General features: G+C 60.7%; 22 protein-coding genes and 1 other RNA gene. 8 read left to right on the top strand and 15 right to left on the bottom strand.

Annotated elements, in window-relative coordinates:
• Positions 1-129: 129 nt before the first annotated feature.
• The 3 genes from ACTNFJ_RS05600 to ACTNFJ_RS05590 are packed head-to-tail and all read right to left on the bottom strand — an operon-like array spanning position 130 to position 4,507.
• Positions 130-2,022 (bottom strand): ABC transporter ATP-binding protein, encoded by a 1,893-nt coding sequence (locus ACTNFJ_RS05600; protein ID WP_435907235.1) that lies wholly within the window; start codon positions 2,020-2,022, stop codon positions 130-132.
• Positions 2,019-3,758 (bottom strand): ABC transporter ATP-binding protein, encoded by a 1,740-nt coding sequence (locus ACTNFJ_RS05595; protein ID WP_435907234.1) that lies wholly within the window; start codon positions 3,756-3,758, stop codon positions 2,019-2,021. Before ACTNFJ_RS05595 ends, ACTNFJ_RS05600 begins: the two co-directional genes overlap by 4 nt.
• Positions 3,759-3,793: 35 nt before the next feature.
• Positions 3,794-4,507 carry an aspartate/glutamate racemase family protein gene (locus ACTNFJ_RS05590; protein WP_435907233.1) on the bottom strand — a complete coding sequence of 238 codons (714 nt, stop codon included), beginning with the start codon at positions 4,505-4,507 and terminating at the stop codon, positions 3,794-3,796.
• A 227-nt stretch (positions 4,508-4,734) separates the two neighbouring features.
• On the opposite strand from ACTNFJ_RS05590, the gene ACTNFJ_RS05585 reads away from it, so the two are divergent.
• Complete coding sequence (locus ACTNFJ_RS05585; protein WP_435907232.1) at positions 4,735-5,037, top strand: hypothetical protein; 303 nt, start codon at positions 4,735-4,737, stop codon at positions 5,035-5,037.
• Here the strand turns inward: ACTNFJ_RS05585 and ACTNFJ_RS05580 are convergent.
• The 7 genes from ACTNFJ_RS05580 to speB form a co-directional block, all read right to left on the bottom strand.
• On the bottom strand, positions 5,034-5,330 hold the full coding sequence (locus ACTNFJ_RS05580; protein WP_444711799.1) for an SOS response-associated peptidase family protein: 297 nt from the start codon (positions 5,328-5,330) through the stop codon (positions 5,034-5,036). The genes ACTNFJ_RS05585 and ACTNFJ_RS05580 overlap by 4 nt on opposite strands.
• A gap of 201 nt (positions 5,331-5,531) precedes the next feature.
• Positions 5,532-6,995 (bottom strand): MFS transporter, encoded by a 1,464-nt coding sequence (locus ACTNFJ_RS05575; RefSeq protein WP_435907231.1) that lies wholly within the window; start codon positions 6,993-6,995, stop codon positions 5,532-5,534.
• Between the two features lie 80 nt (positions 6,996-7,075).
• Positions 7,076-8,425, bottom strand: coding sequence for a M20/M25/M40 family metallo-hydrolase (locus ACTNFJ_RS05570; protein ID WP_435907230.1), 1,350 nt, complete (start codon positions 8,423-8,425; stop codon positions 7,076-7,078).
• A gap of 24 nt (positions 8,426-8,449) precedes the next feature.
• Positions 8,450-9,094, bottom strand: coding sequence for a cyclase family protein (locus ACTNFJ_RS05565; protein WP_435907229.1), 645 nt, complete (start codon positions 9,092-9,094; stop codon positions 8,450-8,452).
• A gap of 34 nt (positions 9,095-9,128) precedes the next feature.
• Complete coding sequence (locus tag ACTNFJ_RS05560; protein WP_435907228.1) at positions 9,129-10,538, bottom strand: purine-cytosine permease family protein; 1,410 nt, start codon at positions 10,536-10,538, stop codon at positions 9,129-9,131.
• 42 nt (positions 10,539-10,580) lie between these two features.
• The gene (locus tag ACTNFJ_RS05555) at positions 10,581-11,003 is read right to left on the bottom strand and encodes a YybH family protein (RefSeq protein ID WP_435907227.1); all 423 of its coding nucleotides are present in this window, start codon (positions 11,001-11,003) and stop codon (positions 10,581-10,583) included.
• Between the two features lie 65 nt (positions 11,004-11,068).
• The gene (gene speB, locus ACTNFJ_RS05550; protein WP_435907226.1) at positions 11,069-12,034 is read right to left on the bottom strand and encodes an agmatinase; all 966 of its coding nucleotides are present in this window, start codon (positions 12,032-12,034) and stop codon (positions 11,069-11,071) included.
• Between the two features lie 141 nt (positions 12,035-12,175).
• Here speB and ACTNFJ_RS05545 point away from each other — a divergent pair, with 141 nt between their 5' ends.
• On the top strand, positions 12,176-12,757 hold the full coding sequence (locus tag ACTNFJ_RS05545) for a helix-turn-helix domain-containing protein (protein WP_435907225.1): 582 nt from the start codon (positions 12,176-12,178) through the stop codon (positions 12,755-12,757).
• On the opposite strand, the gene ACTNFJ_RS05540 is transcribed toward ACTNFJ_RS05545, so the two are convergent.
• The 4 genes from ACTNFJ_RS05540 to ACTNFJ_RS05525 form a co-directional block, all read right to left on the bottom strand.
• On the bottom strand, positions 12,754-13,359 hold the full coding sequence (locus ACTNFJ_RS05540; protein ID WP_435907224.1) for a TetR/AcrR family transcriptional regulator: 606 nt from the start codon (positions 13,357-13,359) through the stop codon (positions 12,754-12,756). The two genes, ACTNFJ_RS05545 and ACTNFJ_RS05540, sit on opposite strands and share 4 nt — an antisense overlap.
• A gap of 74 nt (positions 13,360-13,433) precedes the next feature.
• A complete protein-coding gene (locus ACTNFJ_RS05535) occupies positions 13,434-13,826 on the bottom strand; it encodes a DUF4190 domain-containing protein (protein WP_435907223.1) in 393 nt (130 codons plus the stop codon).
• A 12-nt stretch (positions 13,827-13,838) separates the two neighbouring features.
• Complete coding sequence (locus tag ACTNFJ_RS05530; RefSeq protein ID WP_435907222.1) at positions 13,839-14,687, bottom strand: universal stress protein; 849 nt, start codon at positions 14,685-14,687, stop codon at positions 13,839-13,841.
• A 64-nt stretch (positions 14,688-14,751) separates the two neighbouring features.
• On the bottom strand, positions 14,752-16,188 hold the full coding sequence (locus tag ACTNFJ_RS05525; RefSeq protein WP_435907221.1) for a glyceraldehyde-3-phosphate dehydrogenase: 1,437 nt from the start codon (positions 16,186-16,188) through the stop codon (positions 14,752-14,754).
• 138 nt (positions 16,189-16,326) lie between these two features.
• Between ACTNFJ_RS05525 and ACTNFJ_RS05520 the strand changes: the two genes are divergently transcribed.
• The 3 genes from ACTNFJ_RS05520 (at position 16,327) to rnpB (ending at position 18,279) form a co-directional block, all read left to right on the top strand.
• Positions 16,327-17,145 carry a Nif3-like dinuclear metal center hexameric protein gene (locus ACTNFJ_RS05520; RefSeq protein WP_435907220.1) on the top strand — a complete coding sequence of 273 codons (819 nt, stop codon included), beginning with the start codon at positions 16,327-16,329 and terminating at the stop codon, positions 17,143-17,145.
• 4 nt (positions 17,146-17,149) lie between these two features.
• Positions 17,150-17,887 (top strand): zinc ribbon domain-containing protein, encoded by a 738-nt coding sequence (locus ACTNFJ_RS05515; protein WP_435907219.1) that lies wholly within the window; start codon positions 17,150-17,152, stop codon positions 17,885-17,887.
• A gap of 35 nt (positions 17,888-17,922) precedes the next feature.
• An RNA gene (rnpB, locus tag ACTNFJ_RS05510) (RNase P RNA component class A) lies at positions 17,923-18,279 on the top strand.
• Between the two features lie 91 nt (positions 18,280-18,370).
• Here rnpB and map read toward each other — a convergent pair.
• Entirely contained in the window at positions 18,371-19,240 is an 870-nt protein-coding gene (gene map / locus ACTNFJ_RS05505; protein WP_435907218.1) for a type I methionyl aminopeptidase, read from the bottom strand.
• A 64-nt stretch (positions 19,241-19,304) separates the two neighbouring features.
• Here map and ACTNFJ_RS05500 point away from each other — a divergent pair, with 64 nt between their 5' ends.
• Genes ACTNFJ_RS05500 through ACTNFJ_RS05490 form a run of 3 tightly spaced genes read left to right on the top strand, consistent with a single transcriptional unit; the run spans position 19,305 to position 24,010 of the window.
• Positions 19,305-19,508, top strand: coding sequence for a methionine aminopeptidase (locus tag ACTNFJ_RS05500; protein WP_435907217.1), 204 nt, complete (start codon positions 19,305-19,307; stop codon positions 19,506-19,508).
• Positions 19,509-19,564: 56 nt separating this feature from the next.
• Positions 19,565-20,902 (top strand): glutamine synthetase family protein, encoded by a 1,338-nt coding sequence (locus ACTNFJ_RS05495; RefSeq protein ID WP_435907216.1) that lies wholly within the window; start codon positions 19,565-19,567, stop codon positions 20,900-20,902.
• Between the two features lie 21 nt (positions 20,903-20,923).
• Positions 20,924-24,010, top strand: coding sequence for a bifunctional [glutamine synthetase] adenylyltransferase/[glutamine synthetase]-adenylyl-L-tyrosine phosphorylase (locus tag ACTNFJ_RS05490; protein ID WP_435907215.1), 3,087 nt, complete (start codon positions 20,924-20,926; stop codon positions 24,008-24,010).
• Positions 24,011-24,073: the final 63 nt, after the last annotated feature.

The following is a 24,073-nucleotide window of genomic DNA, read 5'->3' as shown; positions in this document are numbered from 1 at the left end:
CTCGTTGAGTCGGTGTTGGAGCTCTCTCAGTCGATGCGTCCGACCTGCTTGCGTGACGCTCACGCGACAATTCATCGCCTAAACATGTCCATCAGGCATACCCCTTAGGGCGTTCTTTGCAAAAAATGACTAGTTCGAATCTTCAACAGTTCCGGCAGCGAACTGCGATTGATACAGGCGGTAGTACGCTCCGTGTGCGGCGATCAGAGCATCGTGCGAACCCTGTTCCACGATGGCGCCATCTTCCATGACCAGAATGATGTCGGCGTCCCGGATGGTCGAGAGACGGTGAGCGATCACGAAGGATGTACGGTCGGCCCGCAGCCGACTCATTGCCTTCTGCACGAGCACCTCGGTGCGAGTATCTACTGAGGAGGTCGCCTCGTCGAGGATCAGAATGTCCGGGCTGCTGAGGAACGCGCGAGCGATGGTGAGGAGTTGTTTCTCACCTGACGAGAGATTGGTCGCCTCGTCGTTGATGATCGTGTCGTAGCCGTCGGGCAGAGTGCGGATGAATCGATCCGCATAGCTCGCCTCTGCTGCTGCGACAATCTCCTCTTCGGCGGGATTGTCGCCGCCGTAGCCGATATTGTCGCGGATCGTGCCGCCGAACAGCCAGGTGTCTTGCAACACCATACCGATGTGATTGCGTAGCTCCCGCCGCGGCACCGAGGCGATATCGATCCCGTCAATCGTGATCCGCCCGCCCTGCAACTCGTAGAACCGCAATATGAGGTTCACGAGGGTCGTCTTTCCGGCGCCCGTCGGGCCCACGATGGCGATGGTGGATCCTGGCTCAGCGACCAGCGAGAGCTCGTGAATCAAGGGCTGCTCAGCGGTGTATCCGAAGGTGACGTTCTCGAAAGCGACTCGTCCCTCGACTTGGTCGGGCAGGGAGCCGTCTCGATCCGTCGGCTCCTCTGGTGCGTCGAGCACTTCAAATACTCTCTCCGCGGAGGCGATGCCCGATTGCAGCAGGTTGGCCATCGAAGCGAGGGCGGTGATCGGATGAGTGAACTGCCGACTGTATTGCACAAATGCTTGTATCGCACCGATGCCGAGCGTGCCGTTTGCGACCATAAGGCCCCCAAAAACCGCAATGACTACGTAGTTAAGGTTTCCGACAAAAAACATGACTGGCATGATGATGCCCGAGATGAACTGGGCTCCGAAGGAGGCGTCGTACAGCTCCGCATTCTTCTTGGTGAAGGCAGCGCGAACCTCTCGCCGACGGCCAAAGACCGTGACAAGATCGTGTCCGGTGTAGGCTTCCTCGATCTGGCTGTTAAGTTCTCCTGTCGATTTCCAGGTCTTGGCGAAGAGCTTCTGCGAACGCTTGCCAATAAACATGGTGAGCGCCAGTGCGATGGGAATAGTCACGAGCGCGACGATTGCGAGTTGCCACGACACTACGAACATCATCACCACGACACTGATGAGGGTGAAGAGATTGCTAAGGATCTGGGAGAGAGTCTGTTGCATGGACTGCGAGATGTTATCGACGTCATTCGTGACCCGGCTGAGTAGTTCTCCGCGCGGTTGGGCATCGAAGTATCGCAGGGGAAGCCTGGTGATCTTGTCGCTCACCTGCTGCCGCAGCCGGTAGATCGAACGCTGCACCACACCGTTGATGATGAAGGCGGCGAGTGACGAGAAGACAAAGAAGCCTAAGTAGACGGCGAGGGCCAGCATGAGTACGCGCCCGACGGCGCCGAAGTCAATTGGTTCACGGTCGCGCACTGCGGCGTTAAAGATGAGGTCGGTGGCGCTGCCGAGAATTGCGGGTCCGAGAGCACTCAATCCAGTGCCGAGTATGGTCATGCCGATGACGGCGAAGAGCGCGATGCGATGTGGTGAGAGGTGCCTGATGAGCCGTTTGAGTGACGGGAGGAATGAGATTGCCTTCTCGCCGCTCGTCATGCCGGGGCGCATGGGGCCACGCGGGGCGTTCACCTGCGCCTGGGGGGCGAACTTAGGCCGTTCATTCGCCGCTGGTGCGGAGGAGCGCGCGTCGGAGCTCATGCGGTCACCTCCTCATCTTCAGCTCGAAACTGACTCTCGACTATTTCGGCGTAGGTTGGACATGTCCGTATGAGTTCCGGATGTGTGCCGATGCCAGCGACGGTGCCATTGTCGAGCACGACGATCTGATCGGCATCACGGATTGTCGAGACGCGCTGAGCGACGGTGATCACCGTAGCCTGCCCTACTTCGCGCTCGAGGGCCGCGCGGAGGCGGGCATCGGTCGCCACATCGAGCGCCGAGAAAGAGTCGTCAAAGACGTAGATGTCGGGAGCGCGGACCAGCGCTCGCGCGATTGCAAGCCGCTGTCGCTGCCCGCCCGAGACGTTCGAGCCGCCCTGCGAGATTGCAGAGTTGAGCCCCTCCGGCATACGTTCGACGAAATCCCGTGCCTGAGCAATGTCGAGTGCACCCCAGAGTTCCTCGTCGCTCGCTTCAGGATTGCCCATGCGGAGATTTGTGGCGACGGTGCCGCTGAAAAGATATGGACGCTGGGGCACCAGCCCGATACGGCCCCACAGCAAATCCGGGTCAAGCTCCCGCACGTTGATCCCGTCAACCCTCACCACGCCGCCGGTGGCGTCGATGAGACGCGGAATAAGGTTGATCAGAGTGCTCTTTCCCGATCCCGTCGACCCAATGATGGCCGTCGTCGTGCCGGGCATCGAGGTAAATGAGATGTCTCTGAGCACAGGTTGTTCTGCCCCTGGGTACGAGAAGCTGACATTTTCGAAGCGAAGCTCGCCTCGCTGGTCAACGGGGCTCGTCGGATGCGCGGGCGGGGTAACTGACGTCGGAGTTTCGAGAACCTCGCGGATACGTGCCGCTGAGACGGCCGCCCGCGGCGCAATCATCAGCATCATGGTGGCCATCATCACGCTCATCAGGATCTGAGTCAGGTAAGCAAGATAAGCGGTGAGCTGGCCCACCATCAGGTCGCCGTCGGCGATCCGGAATGCCCCAAACCACACGACCGCCACGCTCGATACGTTCATCACTAAAAACACTGAAGGAAATATCATTGCCATACGGCGGCCGACCCGGGTGGCCGTGTCTGCAAGCTCGGCGTTTGCTCGGTCAAATCGAGCTGCCTCGGTCGGCTCTCGCACGAAGGCCCGAATGACGCGGAGGCCGGAGATCTGCTCCCGCAGGACCCGGTTCAGCGTATCGATTCGTTGCTGCTGCGCCTGAAAGAGCGGGGTCATCTGCGCCACCAACACCCCAATGATGGTGCCGAGAGCAACGATAGCCGCGAGGATCAGCCAGCTTAGCCCCAAGTCTTCGCGAAGCGCCATGAAGATGCCACCAATGGCGGTGAGTGGGGCACTCACGATCATGGTGGCAGTCATGAGTACGAGCATCTGCACCTGTTGCACGTCGTTCGTGTTTCGGGTGATAAGTGTCGGCGCACCAAACAGTGCGACCTCCCTGCCCGAGAAATTCAATCCATGCTCGAAGATCGACTCGCGCAGATCTCGACCTACACTCATCGCGGCTTTTGCGCCGAACCAAATCGCACCGATCTGTGCGCCAATCTGCAGCACTGACACGAGCAACATGTAACCGCCCAGACGCCAAATCGTGCCCGTATTTCCCGTGGCTACACCATCGTCGATGATTGAGGCGTTGAGAGCAGGGAGGATCAGGGAAGCGACAGCCTGGGTCAGCTGGAGCACAATGACTCCGATGACAAGCGGAGCGTAGGGGCGCAGGTACTGTGCCAATAGGCGGATCATGCCTGGCCTCCATCTAAAAATGAGCTGCCACAATGCTACTGAGGTTCGCTGGATACTTCCTCGCCTAGGGCTGCGTCGACGGCAGCCTCAATGTGGATTTTCGCGGTGGGAAATACGGGGACCGTGCAGTCTTCCGAACCGACGATCAACTCAATCTCGGTGCAACCGAGAATGATGCCCTGGGCGCCGGCAGCAACGAGCTGGCCCATGATTCGTCGAAACATAGCCCGGGTGGAGTCACTGATGATTCCTACCGCGAGTTCTTCGAATATGGCGCGATGCACCAGTGCCCGGTCCGCAGGATCGGGAACGATGACTTCGAGTCCGTGACCCTCGATCCGGTCACGGAAGAACTCTTTCTCCATCGTGAACGCGGTGCCGAGTAGTCCGACCTTATGCACGCCCTGATCCTGCGCTGCTGCAGCCACAGTGTCCCCGATGTGCAGTACCGGCACCCCCACTGCATCCCGCACACGGTCGTACAGCAGGTGCATAGTGTTTGTGCAAATCAGGATCATGTCTGCGCCCGCGCGTTCGAGTCTGGTGGCGTGTCTTGCTAGAAGCTCGGCTGCCTGGCTCCACTCGTCAGCTTGCTGCAACTTGGCGACCTCGGCGAAGTTCAGGGAATCAAGCAGGATGTTCGCGGAATTGAGGCCTCCCATTCGCTCACGGACGAGCTGATTGGCGATTTGATAGTACACGGCGGTCGATTCCCAGCTCATGCCGCCGAGGAGTCCAATGGTCTTCATGGGTAGCCCCCTGTATCTTGAAGTTATTGTTTAAGACTGGCTCAGTTCACATCTCTCCACCACGGCAGACTGGTGAACGGAGAGTTCACTGCAGGTTATTATTTGAGATTTTCTCTGAACCTTGGGTTATGTAAATTTGCGCGGCAATGCGGTCGCGCACAGACATGTATCGGGACGCACGGAGCACAGAGGTGCACCGCGCAAACGTCGATAAATAAGGAGTCACGATGGCCGCGAATCTGACCGAAGAACAAGTGGCGGAGATTCTTCGCAGGAGCAGCGCGGGGGAGAGCCGGGCAGAACTCGCTGAGGCGTTCGGCATCTCGGTGTGGGCAATCGATTCCGTGCGACGCGGACGGACCCGGGGCGCGAAGAGCAGCACAAGCAGATCACTCACGGCCAGCCAAGCTCGCGAGATCCGCGACCGGCACACTCGGGGTGCCACCCAGAGTGAGCTTGCATCCGAATTCGCAGTGACACAGCAGACCGTGAGCAATATCGTGCGGGGTAAAACCTATCGTGAAGACTAGATCGGGAGAATGAGATCTGGACCGTCCCCGCGCAGCGGGTGCACCGCGTACGTCTGCAAATCCTTCGCGAGCTGCACAGACGCCTCTGAAACCGCGTTCACCAGTAACTGGTCTCCCTCCAGCGCGGGATCGAGCCAATCTGCAAGGAGCGCCGTTCCCAGGAGCACCGGCATGCGATCATGCAGCGGGGTCATCGCCCCCGCTGACGCCCGCGTGAGTATGGTCGCAGTGAGCTGCCATCCCTCCCCGGGTGCAGAGGCGGGCGAGCGCCACCACGAATGGAGGCCGGCCATCACCAGCATCGCGCGCCTTCCAAAGATCGCGTGCGGTACGCCCGCGTGTTGCGGCCCTCGACACCCCGAGTCAGCGGGTATGGCTCGGCTCCGGGAGCTACTTACGGCCCAAGGTCTACCACTTCAAACTCAAGAAGCTCGGCACCGGATGCAATGGGCTTCTCCTGTTCGACTCTCCGGTGCGCAACCGTGCGCAGATCCCTACGGTATCGCGGGTGCGTCCGGGACCGGCGAATTCCTTGCAAACGGCGGATCCTGAAAAGCCTGTTTCGGCACAAAGGACAGCAGCACAGCGGCTACGAGAGCGGTCACACCGCAAATGGTCCACACGGTGAAATACCCCGACAACGATCCCGCGGTGCCACTCACCGCGGCCCCAGTTGCGCCTTGCAGAAGCGCGATTCCGAATACCGCTGAGGCGATCGCTCCGCCGATCGTTTTCACCGAGTTGGTGAGCCCGGTTGCGACACCGGTCTGGGCCGGCGGGGCGGCAGACGCGGCCGCGGCAGGAAGTGCGGCAACGAGTGCCCCCGACCCGACACCGGCGATCATCATGTTGGTGATCAGCTGCCCATACGTGTCGTGGAAGGGGAGGAACATGAGGTAGCCGATACCCACGAGGCACGCCGCGCCGATGAGCGTCACTCGAGGCGTGACCCAGCGCGCGAACTTGGAAAAGAGCAGCGCACCGCTGATCATTCCGACCAGATAGAAGCCGATGATCAGCGAGGTGGAAAAGCCGGAGGTACCAAGCCCATATCCGTAGACCGTGGGGTCAGTGCGTGCGAACGTCGACAGAGGGGCCTGGGCGCCCAGCACGCTGACGCCAAACAGTCCCGCCGTAAGGAACACCGGTGCGAGCGCCGGTGAACGAAACATGCGTACATCAATCAGGGGGTCAGGATGTCGCAATTCGTAGAGAGCGAAGGGCACGAGCAGCGCGATCCCGAGCGCGACGACACCCCAAGCGAGTGGATTGGCGGCTCCCTCGAGGCGAAGCAGGCTGAGGCCGCCAGTAAATGCGATGAGTGCAATCGAGACGAGCGACAGGCCCACAAGGTCAAACTTGCCACCCCCGAGTTGCGGCGACTCCTGCACACCGAATTGAATCACAAAGTAGCAGGCCACCACGCAGAGCGCTGGAATGAGCAGCACAACGGGAAGCGGAAGCGTGTCAATGAGCTGTCCACCAGCCAGGGCACCCGTGATTGCTCCCAATTGAAGTGCTGCAACCAGCAGACCCGCTGACCGGGCAGTGAGCAATGATCCACCCTCCCGACCGCGGGTTCGCGACCAGATCAGTGCGATCTCGAGCGGGAGCCAGACGACATAGAAACCCTGCATCGCCCAAGCGATCAGAAAGACAGAGAAGTTGTCGGTGAACGGAAGAACAAGAGATGCGAGCGCTGTGAGCGCCGTAGACCACAGCAACATGCGCTTGTGTCCAAACATATCGCCGAGCTTTGCAAACGCTGGCACGACAAGCGCAGAGAGCATCAATTGTGACCCCTCGAGCCAGTTCACGTCGGCGTCGTTGATGCTCAGATGCCGAGCGATGTCGGTGAGCATCGGTGTGTAATAGCCCTGCAAGATGCCGCTCGTGAACTCGACGAGCGCCAGAAAGCCGACTACCCCGGCCAGTGGACCAAGCTTGAGCTTCGGCACCTTCGGCCTCCGGGGCCTCCCGCTCGCGTATCCGGGGCTAGATCTCGTGGCTGATGGCTCTGAACCGGGGGCTTCGGTGCTCACGCGGGTAGCCCTTCAATGAGTGCGCGATAGAAGCACTCCCCGCGCTCAAGCTCAGCGATCGCGACACGCTCGTTCACACCATGAATGGTCGCGCGGAGCTCGGCGTTCATGGTTATTGGTGCGAAGCGATACGTTGCCGGGCACATCTGGTGAAAGTGCCTCGAGTCGGTCGCCGCCAGCGTGACGTAGGGGACGGTGACCGCGTCGGGGTGAGACACAGCCACTGCTGCTCGAATCAGCGCGAATTGGGCGTTATCCGCTGCCGACTCCGGCGACGCATCATTACCCTCCAACACCTCAATCTGTACCAGTGGATCAGCGATCCGCCGTCGAATCTGGCGCACGGCGCCCGCGACGGTCTCGCCGAGCGCAAGCCGGAGATTGATCGTCGCGCTCGCCTGCGACGGGAGGACATTGTGTGCGGAACCGCCTGATAGCTTCGTCGGCGCAACGGTAGTGCGCACGAGTGCGGCGGCCTCACCACCGAGTGCGGCGAATATCTGGGCGTTGAGCCACGGCCAGGTTGAGATTGCCCGGTACAGCCCACGACCGAATGGAGAGCTCCTCGGGGCGAGGAGGCCGAGCATTCGGGGAAGCGCGCGCGGGGCCCTGGCGGGGAAGGTGCGGGGCGTCAGCCGGTTGACTGCCCGGGCAATGCGCCCCACCGCGGTCAGCGACGGCGGCACTGAGGCATGGCCCCCATCGCTTGAGGCGGTCAGGCGCACAGTTGTAACGCCCTTCTCGCCGACGCCGACCATTGCAGCGGTGCCGCGGACGTAGGGGAGGGGAGCGTCTGTGACGGCGCCCCCCTCGTCAAGCACCATCCACGGTGAGATGCCGCGCTGGACGAGCGTCTCCGCCATCACCCTCGCAGCGTCGCCGAAGGTCTCCTCATTCCCACCAAACGAGAGGTAGACGTCGCGCGAGGGGGTGGCTCCCGCAATGAGTAGGTTCTCGACGGCTTCGAGCACCATCAGGAGCGAGCCCTTGTCGTCGAGAGCGCCGCGACCGAAGACGAATCCGGATTCGATGTGTCCGGCAAAGGGTGGGTGGCTCCAAGTGTCGCTCATTTCGACCGGAACAACGTCGTAGTGGGCCATCAACACCAACGGATCGAGCCCGCGGGCAGTTCCCTCCCACCGAAACAGGAGGCCGAAGTCTGTCACCCGCTCACGCGACAACCGCTCGTGAGTCAGTGGATACAGCGCTTCGAGCAGCGTTACAAACTCCTCGAACGGTTGGGCACCGCTCTCGTTAAGGCTCGCGGAGATAGTGGGAATCTGGATCATTCTGGAGAGCCGCTCCGCCACCCCGGGTCGGGCCACTACGCTGTCTGGCGCCTTCATGCTGACAGCGTAGCGCCCCCGAGACTAATTGAAGGCGACGGCGCGAACGGGTGCACCATCCGCGCCACCCAGACGCATCGGGAAGAACCCGACGTGTGCCGTTTCTCCAAGTTCAGCAAGTCCGCGCAAGTTCTCGATGATCAGTCCGTCAGATCCCAGCACACTTTCGTGTACCGCAAAGTCAAGATCCTCCGCCGATGCCGGGGTGCGATCGGGGTTCAATGTATCGACTCCTAACACACGCATTCCGCGCTCAAGGAGGGTCGCGGCTGCGTCACGCGTTAGGAACGGGTGGCGAAGGTAACGGTCGGTGCCGAAATGCTGATCCCATCCGGTGCGGATCAATACGATTGCAGGGACCGAGGGCCAACGACCAAGTCGCAGCCGTTCCGCCGATAAGGGCTCAAAGTCGGAAAGCCCGCCATCGACAGCGGCATCGATGACCAGGGCGGTGCCCACCAGTTCCTCGAGACGCACCGCATCCATTGTGCGACCCCCGGCGACTGTGTGTGCCGGGGCATCAACATGTGTGCCAGTGTGCGATCCGCACCGAATCTCAGAAACAGCAACGCCATCGCGTTCGAGCGTGAGTGCGGGTGAGACGGTGACCCCGGGATCCCCGGGGTAGACCGTTATGCCCGTCGTAATCACATGGCTGAGATCAATCATCGTGTCGACTCCACGAGTGGGTGAGATGACGTGTTCACTGGTTCTCCACCACATCAATAGTGATGGTTTCGCCGAGGTGCTCTCGGGAATGGCCGGTGAAACGACTGCGCGTCGACAGGTTGAGAAGGGTGTAGAGGACGAAGGTCACGATGAATGCGGGAATCGTGGCGCCTACTGGGCTGACCCACACGTAGGTCAGGAGGTACGAGGCTACCGCTCCAACGATCCACGAGACGACGGCGCTCCAGTTCACGCCACCTCGGTACCAGTATGAACCTCCGGTGGTGCGAAGAATGTCGTTCATGTAGGCGCGACGTTTGATCAGGTAATAATCGGCGATCATGATCGCAAACACCGGAACGAAGAATGCTCCGATAACGACGAGGAAATCGGTGAATTGGTTGAGGAGACCAAACCACGTGGCGCCAATGATTGATACCGCTCCCAGAATGAGGGCTGTCGGCAAGAACTTGAGCCTCAGCTGCGGTCTGGCGTTAATAACAGAGGTCACCATGCCATAGACCACCATTGTGTTGGTCGCCATGACCGAAAGGAAAATCACAATCGCGAGTGGCGCACCGAAGCTCGCAACAATGACCGTTGGGTCAAAGGCAGTTGCCTCGCCACCCGAGAGGATCACGAAACTCAATGCTGTGAGTCCCAGCGTCATTGCAAGAACTGTTGAAGCCACATATCCGAGGCCTGACCCGAGAATGCCGGCCTTGCTGCTCTTCGCCAAGCGGTTGAAATCGGCAGAGAGCACCGTCCACGAGATCGCGGTCGCGATAACGATGTCGAGCACGGTGATGGTGGTGAGACCGTGAGACTCATCCACGGGAATCGACGCATATTCGGCGGGGCTGAAGGTGGTGAATGCGACAAAGAATACGTAGGCCATGATCGTCAGAATCAGTATTGCCATCCACGGTTCAACCTTGGCGATGCCCTCGTGACCGAAGATTGCGAGCGTTACCACGAGCGTTTGGCACAGCACTGCAAAAAGGATGGGGCTTGAGAAGCCCGTCAGGGACTCAACCAAATAGTTGACAGTGATGCCCGCAAGCATTGCCTGCACCCAGCTCCAGCCCATCAGGATGATCACGTTTGCGAACACAGGCAAGAGGCTGCCGCGCAGTCCGAAAGCGCCGCGAGTCGCAGCCATGGTGGGGAGCCCCGTGCGGGTGCCGATGTTTCCAATCAGGGTGAGTACGATCGCGCCGATAACTGTGCCCAGTACGATCATGCCCAAAGCGGTGAGGAAGCTAACCCCGGGAATGAAGAGTGTGCCGGTGAGGAGAGTTGTCACGACGAGATTCGCTGCCAGCCAGATCATTCCGATCCGGCCGGTACCGAGAGTTCCGCGTGCCGGGCCTGCGTCCTCATTGTTGGACTCGAGGTGGGACTCGAGTCGACGGTATAGGTTTTTTCTCGCTGTGTTACTCATCGCTGAGGCTCCTTTGTGGCAGGGGGCGGAATTGGCGCGTGATTAGATTGCAGGGGCGCTGGGAAGGGAGAGGTGCTCGTGAATAGCGAGGAGCTGATCGCCTGCAACTCGGAAGACAATCGTTTCGCGCTCCGTGTAGCTTTCGCGATTTCCGTCGGTCTCGGTCGTGGTCTGCACCGTGTGCGAGAAGACGGCCCCTCCCGGAAACACCTGCGCGAGTTGGTCTGAACTCAGACACTCCACCACACGCCAACCCGCGGAAGTCCAGCTTTCCCAGAGCTCCTCGTATTCGGAGCGAGAGTTCAAGCGACGCGGTTCGGGATGAAAGACGAAGCTTGCGTTATGAGCGAAACCAGCAAAGTAGCCGGCAGTATCGTTCCTGCTGAAAGCCTCGACGATGTTTGCTGCGGCCTGCAGGGTTTCTGCTTCGCTCGGACTCCTGCTCGGTCTGTTGAGTTCGGTCACTTGTTCTCCATTGAATCGAGGCGTTTTAGCTTGACGTTTGGGGTGATTGGGCGTTGGCGTGAGGATCAGTCGTTAGGCGTTCTACTGTGCAGGCCTCGGGCCATCGCGGTAACGAGCTCATATGCGGTGTGGCTCGCTGCGACCGCGGTGATTTGCGCGTGATCGTAGGCCGGGGAGACCTCGACGACGTCAGCGCCCACAATGTTCAGGTCTGCGAGGCCGCGAATTGCGCGGAGCAATTCTCGACTGGTCATTCCGCCTGCTTCGGGGGTGCCAGTGCCCGGCGCGTGTGAAGGATCGAGCACGTCGATGTCGATTGAAATATATAGCGGCTTGGTGCCGATGCGCTCGCGGATTCGCGCGATCGCCGCCTCGATGCCGTGCTCTTCGATGTACTCCGTTGTGACAACGGCAAAGCCCAGGCGCGCGTCGTCCTCAAGGTCTTGTGTGCTGTAGAGCGGCCCGCGTATGCCTACATGCATGCTCGATTGCAGGTCGATGATTCCTTCCTCGGACGCGCGACGGAACGGGGTGCCGTGCGTCATTGGGGCACCGAAGTAGGTGTCCCAGGTATCGAGATGGGCGTCAAAGTGCAACACTGCGATGGGGCCATGCTTTGCGTGAGCCGCCCGCAGCAGGGGCAAGGCAATGGTGTGGTCGCCACCGATGGTAACGATGCGCTCGACCCGGGACCCGAGGTCGAGAGCCGCCTGCTCAATCTGGGTGACCGCTTCCTCGATGTTGAACGGGTTCGCAACGATGTCTCCCGCATCGACGACCTGGACGAGTGAGAACGGAGATGTGTCCTGTGCGGGGTTGTAGGGCCGAAGAAGTCGCGATGCTTCGCGCACGTGCGTCGGACCGAACCGCGCTCCAGGCCGAAAACTCACACCCGTGTCAAACGGGACACCGACCACCGCAATGTCTGCCGCCTCTACGTCTTCGATACGGGGCAGCTTCGCGAAGGTCGCAAAGCCTGCGTAGCGAGGGACTTGGCTTGCGTCCACTGGTCCGACGGGCTCCTGGCTCATTGAGCAACTCCTATCATCCACATGCAACTTTTGTTGCTTCAGAGTAAACACTACGATGGGCACCAGTGCAAGCTGGCGGTCAGAAGCGGGACCAGGATTCCGGCAGAATAGGTGTACCTGAAACGGAGGGTGAGGGACGAGATGCGATCGGTTCACGCGAGTGCCAACGGAGCCGAGGTGCGCATTGGCGCGAAGATTCGCTCGGCACGAATTGCGCAGCGCATGACGCTCGAACAGCTTGCACAGGCGTCCGGATTATCACGGGGCTTTATCAGTCGTGTTGAGAATGACGCGACTTCTCCAAGCATCGCGACCCTGGTCCAGATGTGTCAGGTGCTGTCGTTGCCGGTCGGAAGTCTGTTCTCAGAGCCAGAGTTGCAGCTTGTGCATCTGGAATCTGCCCCACACATCAACATGGGTGGGGAGGGAATCGTCGAGCGTTTGGTAACGGGCCGAAATGAGTCTCGCGTACAGGTGATCCACACCGTCGCACATGCGGGAGCCAACGGTGGTGGAGAGCTGTATACGGTGAGTAGTGATCTCGAGGTCTTGCATGTCACTCGGGGATCAGTGACGGTGGAATTTCGGTCGCACTCCGTGCGACTTGACCGGGGTGACACCCTGACGTTCTCAGGCCGTGAGCCCCACAACTGGCGTGCGCACGAGGATGGAGCGGAACTCGTGTGGACTCTTATCCCGGCAGCATGGAGCGGCTCAACCTAGACGCGGTCAGCTGCCGTTTGTGAGCCTGTCACCCACGGGGGGAGGACCGCAATAAGTTGGGCTCTCAGTTGCGAGGCACTGACCGGGTTCTCCGCGACTAGCCAGTCAGTAAAGACAGCAAGCAGACCTGCAGCGACAAACGTCGAGGCGATGTGTGGGTCAACCGATCTCGGTGCCGAGTGCGATGCTGAAGCAAGCACGCCCTGGGCGACAATCTCGTGGATCACCCGCCGGGCATCGCTGGACACATTGCCGCCCAGCACAGTCGTGTAGAGGCCGCGTCGTCGCTGTGACTCCGCGAGGAACATGTCGAGGCTCGTCGATGTGGCTTTGAGAGCCTGGTGCGAGCGGCGCAGCTCCGCGTCCACCCGCTTAATGTCACGGAAGAGCTCGTTCATCAGTTGCACCCCGACATCGTCAAGGTCGCGGAACTGAGAATAGAAGCTACTGCGGCTCACCTGTGCCTCGGCAACAATTGCGGCCACGGTCACTTCAGCATCCGCTGAACCCAGGCGATCGATTGCCGCGATGATTGCGGCCCGCGTTCGCGCAGGGCGAGGATCGACCGCACGCTGAGCATGGGGCCGATCCGCGAAATCCATAACACAAGACTAGGGGATTCGCGAATCCAAGGAACAGTGAAGTGGGCGCGTCGACCTGAGATTGCCAGACCTAGCTAATCCACTAGGTCAATCCAAAATTGTTCTATCGAGGCGAGCCACTCAGGCAAATTGTCTTGAGTGAAGGCGGCGGCTCCCATGGCGAAGACAACCGCGGAAACCACCGGGGCGATGATCGCGAACGCAATCGTGAAGTAGCCAGAAATGATGCCAGTGAGCGCAAGGCCTTTGCCTTCACCATGCAGGTCACGGGCACGTTGAAGCGCAACGTGACCCGTGACTACTGCGGGTATCGCGACAATGATTGCCACCACACTAAATACGATTCCGATGAGCGGGATCCACCGCCAAAAGACGATCGCGATCGAGGTGAGTCCCAAGACGATCGACAGCGAGGCGAGTTGGTTTGGGGGACGTGACCAATTCGCCTGCGCCTGCGACTCCTTCATGTGGCGCAGTGGCTAGCCTCGAGTTACGACAGTTGTGCGGGGGAGCGCCTGTAATACGCCGTGACTGACAGAGCCCAACAGCAGGCGCGAGATGCCACCGCGCCCGCGACTGCCGACCACAATCATGTCGGCATCCTCAGCAGCCTGCAGTAAAGCGGCGACCGGGGGCGCTTGGACAATACGGCGATCAACCGTGAGATCGGGATAGCGCGATGCGAGGCCCGCGGTGCCGATCGCGATGGCCTCGGTTGCTGCGCTGCGCTGCGACTCCACGAGTTCTTCACTCCACAGGTATTCCAAGCCCGGGGTCAAGGGAGGCATCCAGGCGTATACCGCGATGAGGGGGACACCACGAAGTGAGGCCTGCTCCGCAGCGAAAGCCACGGCCTTCTTTGACGCATCTGAGCCATCTACACCCACAACGACACCAGGTTTCGGGTCACCCTCGGTCTCAAAAGGTACAACCGCCACAGGGCAATGAGCAACCGCCGCGATCTTCACGGCACGCGTTCCGAAGAACGAACCCGAAAGTTTGCTTCCAGCGTGCGCGCCCAGGATAACGAGGTCGGCCCGCTTCGATGCTTCCTCAACCTCCGCAATCGGGTGGCCAACGATCGCTGTGCCGGTGATGGTACCGGTGAAGCCGGAGGCCAATGCATACGCACGTTCGGCCTCGAGCATCTGCTCGGACGCATGTTGTGCTTCGGAGAGGAAAGCGACACTCTCTGACAGAAATGAGTCGTCTGCGACGTGCAGTAGCTCCACTGAGGCACCGGCCTGCGATGCCCGGCTGAGACCCCAGTCGAGAGCCACGCGACTCTGCTCAGAACCGTCTACTCCGATGATGTACTTCTCTGCCATGAGATGGCCCTTCTGTTTATTCGGATGATCATTCGGTGGGCCGCTGCCCCGGCCCACCGAATGGCTAGACCTCGAGCGCTGGCAAGTGAGCCGGGTGGCTTCCCGCGAGCTGCTCGATGATTCGTACTACTTGGCAGCTGTAGCCGTACTCGTTGTCGTACCAGACGTACAGTACCGCGCTTGTGCCGGTGACGATAGTGGCGAGGCCGTCGACGATGCCCGCGCGGTTCGAACCCACAAAGTCGGTGGAGACAATTTCAGGTGACTCCACATAATCGATCTGGGTTCGCAATGCCCCGGTAAGCGACACCTGCTCGAGCAGGGAGTTCAGCTCATCGCGGGTGGTTTCACGCTCGAGCTGCAGGTTGAGCACCGCCATGGAGACATCAGGCGTGGGCACGCGGATCGCGTTACCGGTCAGCTTCCCCTCGAATTCGGGAAGTGCCTTTGCGACGGCTTTTGCTGCACCAGTCTCGGTCAACACCATGTTGAGCGCTGCAGAGCGTCCGCGGCGATCACCCTTGTGGAAGTTGTCGATCAAGTTCTGGTCGTTGGTGTACGAGTGCACCGTTTCGACATGCCCGTGCGCGACACCAAACTCATCGTTCACCACCTTCAGAACTGGGGTGATTGCGTTAGTGGTGCAGGAGGCTGCTGAGACGATCGCGTCAGCGTCTGTAATGTCGCCGTTATTGACGCCGTAGACGATGTTCTTCAAGTCACCCTTGCCTGGCGCAGTGAGCAGCACCCGAGAGATACCCGCGTTCGTGAGGTGAACACCCAACCCCTCCGCATCGCGCCATCTTCCCGTGTTGTCGACGAGGATGGCATTTTCGATGCCGTACTGCGCGTAATCGACGGTCGACGGATCATCGGAGTAGATAACCTGAATGCGCACACCGTTGGCAAGAATTACGTTCTCGTCTGCGAGTACTTTAATGGTGCCGTTGAATGGGCCGTGCACCGAGTCGCGGCGCAGGAGATTCGCGCGCTTTTGAAGATCATTGTCGGAGCCCTTACGCACTACGATTGCGCGAAGGTTCAACCCTCGCCCGCTTCCGGAATGATCGATGATGATCCGGGCAAGAAGGCGGCCGATGCGGCCGAAGCCATACAAGACCACGTCGGTGCCAGTTGCGGGCTGAGCGTCGATCGCGGGAGCGAGCTGCTCGCGCAAGTAGGCCTCAAGATCGCCGCCTGCAGAGCGGAAGCCAGTCGCGAGTCCCGCGAGATCCACCGAGACCGGACCTGGCTGAATCTGTGAAAGCGCAGTGACAATAGCCGAGGTATCGGCCAACGGCAGTTCGACAGCGTCAATCTTTTGAGCGAACGTGTGCGCGCGAATAATGTCAATCGCTGATCGCCCAACGAGCGAGCGACCATGCACTGACATCACCACATCATGGTCTCTATAAAGCTGCCCTATCAGCGGAATCATGCGCTCTGCGAGCTCCTGCTTGGCCTTCCACGCCTCAAGGTGAGCGTCAGCGCGATGGTTCATGTGAACGGTGGGTTCCTTCCGAATCAATTACTGCGGCCTGCCCGCCGCCGCCAGGTTGGCTCAGCAACTAGTATCCCATGCTGACCGCGGATCGGGGTCCTCCGCCGTGAGCATCACCCCCCCCGCTACGCTGAATTCATGACTGCTTTTTCGCTCGCTGACCTGAGACGGGTAGCCGAAGAGTTCTGGCCAGCGTCCACCGCAGAGGAATGGGATCGGGTGGGGCTGGTGACAGGGCGGGATGATCAGCCGCTGCGCCGCGTGCTGCTCGCAGTTGACGCCGTGCGGTCCACGATCGATGAAGCACTGGACTGGAACGCTGATGCCCTGATCACGCATCACCCGCTGCTCCTGCGTGGGGTGCACTCGATTGCCGAGGAAACAGCCAAGGGCGCGCTGCTCGCGTCTCTCATTCGAGGCAACTGTGCGTTGTTGGCCGCACACACCAATGCGGACGCACCAGAAGGCGGAGTCTCTGATGTGCTGGCCGAACGGTTGGGGCTGGTAGACGCAGTGCCTCTGGAGCCTGGAGCCGACCGATCCTCAGGTATCGGCCGCGTCGGTCGGTTAGCCGACGCCCTCACGCTCGAACAGTTCGCGAGCCGCATCGCCAGGGTGCTACCGGAAACGGTAAGTGGTGTGCGCGTGGCTGGGGAACGCAGTCGCCTGATCTCGCGGGTCGCACTGTGCGGGGGTGCGGGTGACAGCTTATTAGGGCATCCGTTGGTGCGAAGCGCCGACGTCTACGTGACGAGCGACCTGCGGCACCACCCCGCCCAGGAGGCGCTCGAGGAGACGAAGGTTTCGGGTGGGCCCGCACTGATAGACGTCTCTCACTGGGCCAGTGAATCGTTGTGGCTTGAGGGAGCTGCTCAGCGACTGCAAGCCGTTCTGGCGGGCGTTGAATTCAGAGTGAGCGTATCCCGCACAGATCCGTGGACCTTCGCAGTAAGGTAAGAGCATGAAGGCCAGCCCCCGTCAACAGTTATTGCTGCTCGATCTCCAAGATCACGACAACCTGGTGGCGCGTCTGCGGCGCAAACGTACTCAGCTTCCCGAGCGGCAAGAACTTGCGGCACTCCAGGGCGAGCTTTCGGAAGCCAAGACTGAGTTCATGGCGGTGCAGCGCGAGCTCGACGCGCAGAATGCCGACATCACGCGACTGGAAAACGATGTAGAGACTGTGCGTCAGCGTCGACGCCGAGACGCCGAGATGCTCGCGGCGAGCACATCTTCGAAAGAAGCGCTGTCGCTGCAGGGAGAAATTGACACGCTCGAGAAGCGTCAGGGCGTGCTGGAAGAGCGGGAGCTCGATCTTATGCAGGCGAGCGAGGAAACACAGGCTCGGTACGATTCGGCATCTGAGATCCTTGCCAGGGTTGATGAGCGTCGGGCCGAGTTGACCACAAGCCTGCTCGAGGCGGAGCGATCCATCGACGCTGAGATAGCTTCGGCCGTTGCAGAACGGGCTGGGATCGCCGCAGAACTCCAGCGGGATATCCTTGCCCTCTATGAAGACCTCCGCCAACGAAACGGTGTGGGCGCAGCGCGGCTCCGGGGTAACGTTTCTGAGGGCAGCAATATGGCGTTGGCTCCGGCTGAATTGCAGGAGATCCGATCGGCCGCCCCAGACGAACTGGTGTTCTGTCCGGGCAGCGGCGCGATTCTCGTTCGTGTCGAAGCTGAGGAACCGAGCTAAGGTTCGGGGGTTCAGCGGTAGACTGAATCCTGGAATGGGTCGGTGAGGCGGTCGCGTCGCGGGAAACCGTGCCGAGGAACGTCCGGGCTCCACAGGGGAGAACGGTGGGTAACGCCCACCCGGGGCAACCCGCGAGAAAGTGCAACAGAGAGTAGACCGCCGGGCTCACTGAGCCAGGTAAGGGTGAAAGGGTGGTGTAAGAGACCACCGGCGTTCGTGGTAACACGGGCGGCCAGGTAAACCTCGTTCGGAGCAAGGCCAGACAGAAGACGTTGACGCTCCCCGCCGAGTCTTCGGGTAGGCCGCTAGAGGGTATTGGTAACAGTGCCCCGAGAGAGATGACCGTCACCGCGGAAGCGGGACAGAACCCGGCGTATGATCCGGCCCATTCCACATTTGCCCTTCTGAACGCGCCGGCGAGGGATTCTTCACGAGATCTCACGTGAAGGGCGGAAGTGGCCCTCACCCAATGCACGAGGCGCGTTACTCCGACAGCGTCAGAATCTCTACCCCGTGTTCACGGACCACGAGTGTGTGCTCGAATTGGGCAGTGAGGCTCTTATCTCGGGTAGTTACGGTCCAGTCGTCTGCCCAGATGTCCCATTCGTGCGTGCCCAGAGTAAGCATCGGCTCGATCGTGAAGACCATGCCGGGCACAATGACGTCATCAAACCTGGGTGCCGAGTCGTAGTGCGGAATGATGAGACCAGTGTGGAATGCAGCGCCGACGCCGTGTCCGGTGAAGTCTCGCACCACGCCGTATCCGAATCGTTTCGCGTAGGTCTCGATTACTCGACCAATCACATTGACCTGTCGACCGGGAGCGACGGCCTTAATCCCGCGATGCAACGCCTCGAGCGTACGCTGAATCAGGAGGTCGGCTTCCTTTGTCACCTCACCCACTCGATACGTGCGGTTGAGGTCACCGTGATATCCGTCGAGATAGGCCGTGATATCGACATTTACGATGTCTCCCTCGCGCAGAACCGTGTTGTCAGGGATGCCGTGGCAGATGACCTCGTTCACCGAAGTACAACACGATTTGGGGTAGCCTCGGTAACCCAGTGTTGACGGATATGCGCCATGGCTCACCACGTACTCGTGAGCGATCGCGTCGAGCTGGTCGGTTGTCATGCCAGGGCGGACGGCAGCTTCGACGGCATCAAGCGCACGGGAGGCAATCCGTCCTGCTGCCCGAATCTTTTCAATCTCGGCCTCAGAATAGGTGTTGTCGCCCTTATACTCTGGGGGCTGCGAGAGACCGACGTACGGCGGTCGCGGGATGGTCGCTGGGACCTCGCGCGGCGGGGTAATTGTGCCGGGAATCAGGTGGCCGTGTGCGTCAAAAGGCATACGCTTAGTCTAGAGACGGTCGACCGCGACACCGCGACGATCGTCACGAGAGGAAGCTACTACCATGAGCAAACGCGACTGGGGCATTGACGACCCAACCGAGACTTACTGGTACAACACACGCACAGGAGAGGTGGAAGAGGGGAAACAGTCCCTCTCTATCGACCGGATCGGCCCATTTGCTTCTCGAGAAGAGGCCCAGAGAGGGCCCGAAATCGTGGCGGAGCGCGCTCGGAAGATTCGCGAAGAGGACGAGTTGAACGAGTAAGGCAAGACCCGCCTGAGACGATAGTCTGATTTCACGATGAACCGAAGGGAACCGGCGTGAGCAAACAGCGTGATTTCGTTCTCCGCACCATTGAAGAGCGCGGTGTGAGGTTCGTGCGCCTGTGGTTCACCGACGTTGCGGGTACCCTCAAGTCGGTCGCATTGGCACCGGCAGAAGTCGAGGGCGCATTCAGCGAAGGCATCGGATTTGATGGAAGCGCCATCGAGGGGCTCACTCGCGCGTTCGAAAGCGATTTGTTGGCTGTGCCAGACCCTTCGACGTTCCAGCTCCTGCCTTGGCGAAGCAGCACCGAGCCCACTGCTCGCATGTTCTGCGATATCAATACTCCGAACGGCGAGCCTGCAGTGGCCGATCCGCGTCACGTGTTGAAGCGCACGCTGAACCGGGCGGCTGAAATGGGCTTCACGTTCTATACGCACCCCGAAATTGAGTTTTATCTCCTGAAATCGGCTGAGTATGGCCCCGAGGGTCCAGTGCCGGTGGATCGCGCGGGCTATTTTGACAACGTTCCTGGTGGCACCGCTCACGACTTCCGTCGTGACAGCGTCAACATGCTCGAGGATCTCGGAATCTCGGTCGAGTTCAGCCATCACGAGAGTGGAGCTGGCCAAAACGAGATTGACCTGCGCTACGCGGATGCTCTGACCACTGCAGACAACATCATGACTTTCCGCACGGTCGTAAAAGAGGTCGCCATTTCGCAGGGCGTTTACGCCACCTTCATGCCCAAGCCGCTCGTGGGGCAGCCGGGTTCCGGAATGCATACGCACATGTCGCTCTTTGAGGGAGACACCAACGCGTTCTACGATGCAGGCGCCAAGTATCAGTTGTCACAGACGGGCCGACGCTTTGTGGCGGGGCTGCTTCGATACGCCCCCGAGTTCACCGCTGTGACGAACCAGTACATTAATTCGTACAAGCGTCTCTGGGGCGGAGACGAGGCGCCGTCGTACGTGAGCTGGGGCCATCTGAATCGGTCTGCTCTGGTGCGTGTGCCTATGTACAAGCCTGGAAAGGGGGGAAGCGCGCGTGTCGAGTACCGCGGTATCGACAGCGCAGCCAACCCGTACCTGGCCTATTCAGTGATGCTCGCTGCAGGGTTGAAGGGTATCGAAGAGGAGTACGAGCTGCCGCCCGAGGCCGAGCACAGCATGTGGGATCTGAGCGACGGAGAACGCCGCGCAATGGGGTTCGATCCACTGCCCACCAGTCTTGACCATGCTCTTGCAGTGATGGAACGGAGCGAGCTCGTGGCCGAAACTCTTGGGGAACAGGTCTTTTCCTATCTGCTCCGGGAGAAGCGCCAGGAGGTCGCTGCCTATCGGCAGCAGGTGACGCCGTTCGAATTGTCGTCCATGCTCGGCACGGTCTAAGGCCGCGCCTTACTGCCGAAGATGCCGAATGTAGCGAGAACGCACGCACTCGGCGACTTCGCGCGCGCAGGTTTTCAAGATCTGTCGGGCGCGCGAGATACCCTGACAATCCTCTCAGCGATGGTGGATCAGCCAGTAGATTCACTTCTCAGTGCGTTCGCCCACGCTGCCGATCCCGACACCGCCTTGACGAGGCTTGTCGCCATCGCGGAACGGCATCCAGAGCTGGTTGGACAGCTCGACCATGAACTGTGGTTGCGTTTGACCCTATTGGTGGGGGCTTCGCCCGCTCTTGGGGATTTTTTTCTGCGTCAGCCCGGCTCGCTGACAGGGATTCTCCGTACTGGCGGACGGTTGATAGGGAACGCGGAAGCTCGGTCGACGCTGATGGAGGCGGTTGAGGCGGTAGGTGAGGGCACCCCAATCGCGAACCTGGTTGCCGAGCGCGGTGCCAGTGCACTCAGGGTGAGATATCGAGAGCTACTTGCGGAAGTGGTGCTCTTCGACCTCAGAGTCGGCATGGAATCCGACCTCGGCGGCGCTACGAGCGCGTTCGACGGTGTGTCACGCTCGCTCTCCGATCTCGCCGCTGCCGCGCTTGATGCCGCACTGGCGGTTGCTAGGGGAACGCTGGCGGCAGGTGTCGGTGGTCCAGCGCTGGCAGCTGAACGGGTGGCAGCAACGCAACTTGCCGTGGTCGCGATGGGAAAATGCGGAGCGCGTGAGCTGAACGTGGTGAGCGACGTTGATGTGGTTTTCATCGCGGGTGCATCGCCGACGCATACGCCTGAGCAGGAGACGATTGACACCGACGCGCTCCTGCGGATCGCCACTCGGCTCGCGACGGAGCTCATGCGTGCGATTCACGACCCTGGAATAGAGCCGCCGCTCTGGCAAGTCGATCCAAACCTGCGGCCCGAGGGCCGGCAGGGGCCGCTCGTTCGCACTCTCGGTTCGATGCTCTCCTACTATGAGCGATGGGCCAAGGCGTGGGAGTTTCAAGCACTGTTAAAAGCGCGGCCAGTGGCTGGTGATCTTGGGCTCGGAGCGGAGTTCGTCGAACATATCAGGCCATTCGTCTGGGCCTCCAGCGGCCGTGAAGACTTCGTCGGCTCCGTGCAGCGCATGCGAGAACGCGTCACCGAACATATTGCCGAGGAGGACCTCGACTTTCAGCTGAAGCTAGGTCCCGGAGGGCTCCGAGACATCGAGTTCAGTGTGCAGTTGCTGCAGTTGGTGCACGGCCAGTACGACGACAACATTCATGCGGCAGGGACGATCCCGGCCCTGGAAGCGCTCGTCGCGGGCGGTTACGTCGCTCGAGGCGACGGGGAACGGCTCGCATCTGATTACCGCATTCTCAGACTGCTCGAACACCGGCTGCAGTTGCGAGACCTTCGTCGCACCGCACTCATGCCTCGTGACGAACACGGGCTCCGTGTGGTGGCGCGTGCCTCACGGCTCGCCGCAACGGGAGCTGAACTACGTGCGCTCTGGCAGAAGACGCAGAGAGAGGTGCGAGGCCTTCATCTCAAGATCTTCTACGCTCCGCTCCTCAGCGCCGTGGCAGCACTTCCAGAGGAGGAGTTCGTGTTAGGCACGGGCGAGGCACGGGCAAGGCTGCTCAGTATCGGATTCCGCGACCCGGACGGTGCCATGCGTCACTTGGCGGCCCTGACGCAGGGCAACTCGCGCAATGCGCGGATCCAGCGCAATCTGATGCCGGTGCTGCTGCAATGGCTTGCCGAGGGCACGGACCCCGACTTCGGCTTGCTTGCGTTCCGGCGGGTGAGCGAGGCAAACCGGGAGAGCCCTTGGTACCTGCGCTTGCTGCGTGATGGGTCGGAGGCTGCCGAGCGTCTGACACACGTGCTCTCGTGTTCGCGGTTTGCTGCGGGTCTCCTCGAGTCGATCCCTGACGCCGTCGCCTGGCTTGAGCGAGATGAACTGCTTCGGCCAGCGAGCCTGAAGGTGCTGCTCGAGGAAATGCGCTCGCTCGCCTCGCGCCGAAAGAGTGTAGACCTGGCGGCGGCGGCACTGCGAACTGTGCACCGGCGTGAGATCCTTCGCCTCGCGCTGGGAAGGCTCGTGGGTGTGAACACCGACCGGGATGTCGCCGAGGGTCTGGATGCGGCGCACACCGCGCTTCTCGACGGACTTCTGCTTGCCCTACGATCGCCCGAAACAGGAGACCTCGATACTCTGCATCGACTAGAGCTTGCGCTCATCGGTATGGGCAGATTCGGGGGGCGCGAGATGGGCTTCTCCTCAGATCTCGATGTCATTGCCGTCTACCGGGTACCCCAGGGGGCACCCCCTGCGGAGGCCCAGGCGGCAGGGAGGCGAGCCGAACGGCTGGTGTCAGAACTGCGACGTCTTGTTTCGGATCCAAGGTTCTCGGTCGATCTTGATTTTGACCTTCGACCAGAGGGCAAGAATGGTCCACTCGTGCGCAGCCTCGACGCATACGAGGCCTATTACGGGCGTTGGTCCGTAACGTGGGAAACCCAGGCGCTGCTGCGTGCGCGTGCGGTAGGAGGCGATGTCGCCCTTGGCGCCGATTTCGTGGCTCTTGCGGATCGTATCCGCTACCCGCGTCGGCTTCCCACCGACTCCGTTCGAGAGGTGCGACGAATGAAGGCGCGCGTGGAGGCCGAGCGTCTGCCGCGGGGCGTCGACCCTCGCAGGCACCTCAAGCTTGGACCGGGAGGTATTACCGATGTCGAGTGGCTCGTGCAGCTGCTGCAATTGCAGCACGGAGCAAGTCATACTGAGTTGCAGACAGTTTCGACGCTCACGGCACTGCATGCCGCACAGCGTGCGGAGCTGATTGAACCGCAAGCCAGAGAGCATCTGGAAGCGGCCTGGGAGCTCGCGAGCCAGATCCGCTCTGCCGCGAAGCTCTGGTCGGGGAAGGCGAACGACACGTTGCCCCGAGATCGTGCTGAGCTCGAAGGCATAGCCGGAGTGCTCGGCATGCCAAGTGGGCACACCACGGAACTTGAGGAACGGTGGCTCGGGGCATCCAGGAGAGCGCGAGCTGTCTTCGAACGCGAGTTTTTCGGGTACACCGAGGATTCGCTGCAGTTTCCGGTCATCACCACCTGAGCTCACGCACCACCTGTTCATGTGCTGATCACGAATTGATTACGAAAAGGTCTGGTTAAGTTC

Origin of the sequence: Leucobacter shiyiweii (genome assembly GCF_052446065.1) — a bacterium.
Taxonomy (GTDB): Bacteria; Actinomycetota; Actinomycetes; order Actinomycetales; family Microbacteriaceae; genus Leucobacter.
The sequence above is the reverse complement of the archived record's forward strand: the minus strand, read 5'-3'. Positions and strand labels throughout refer to the sequence as shown.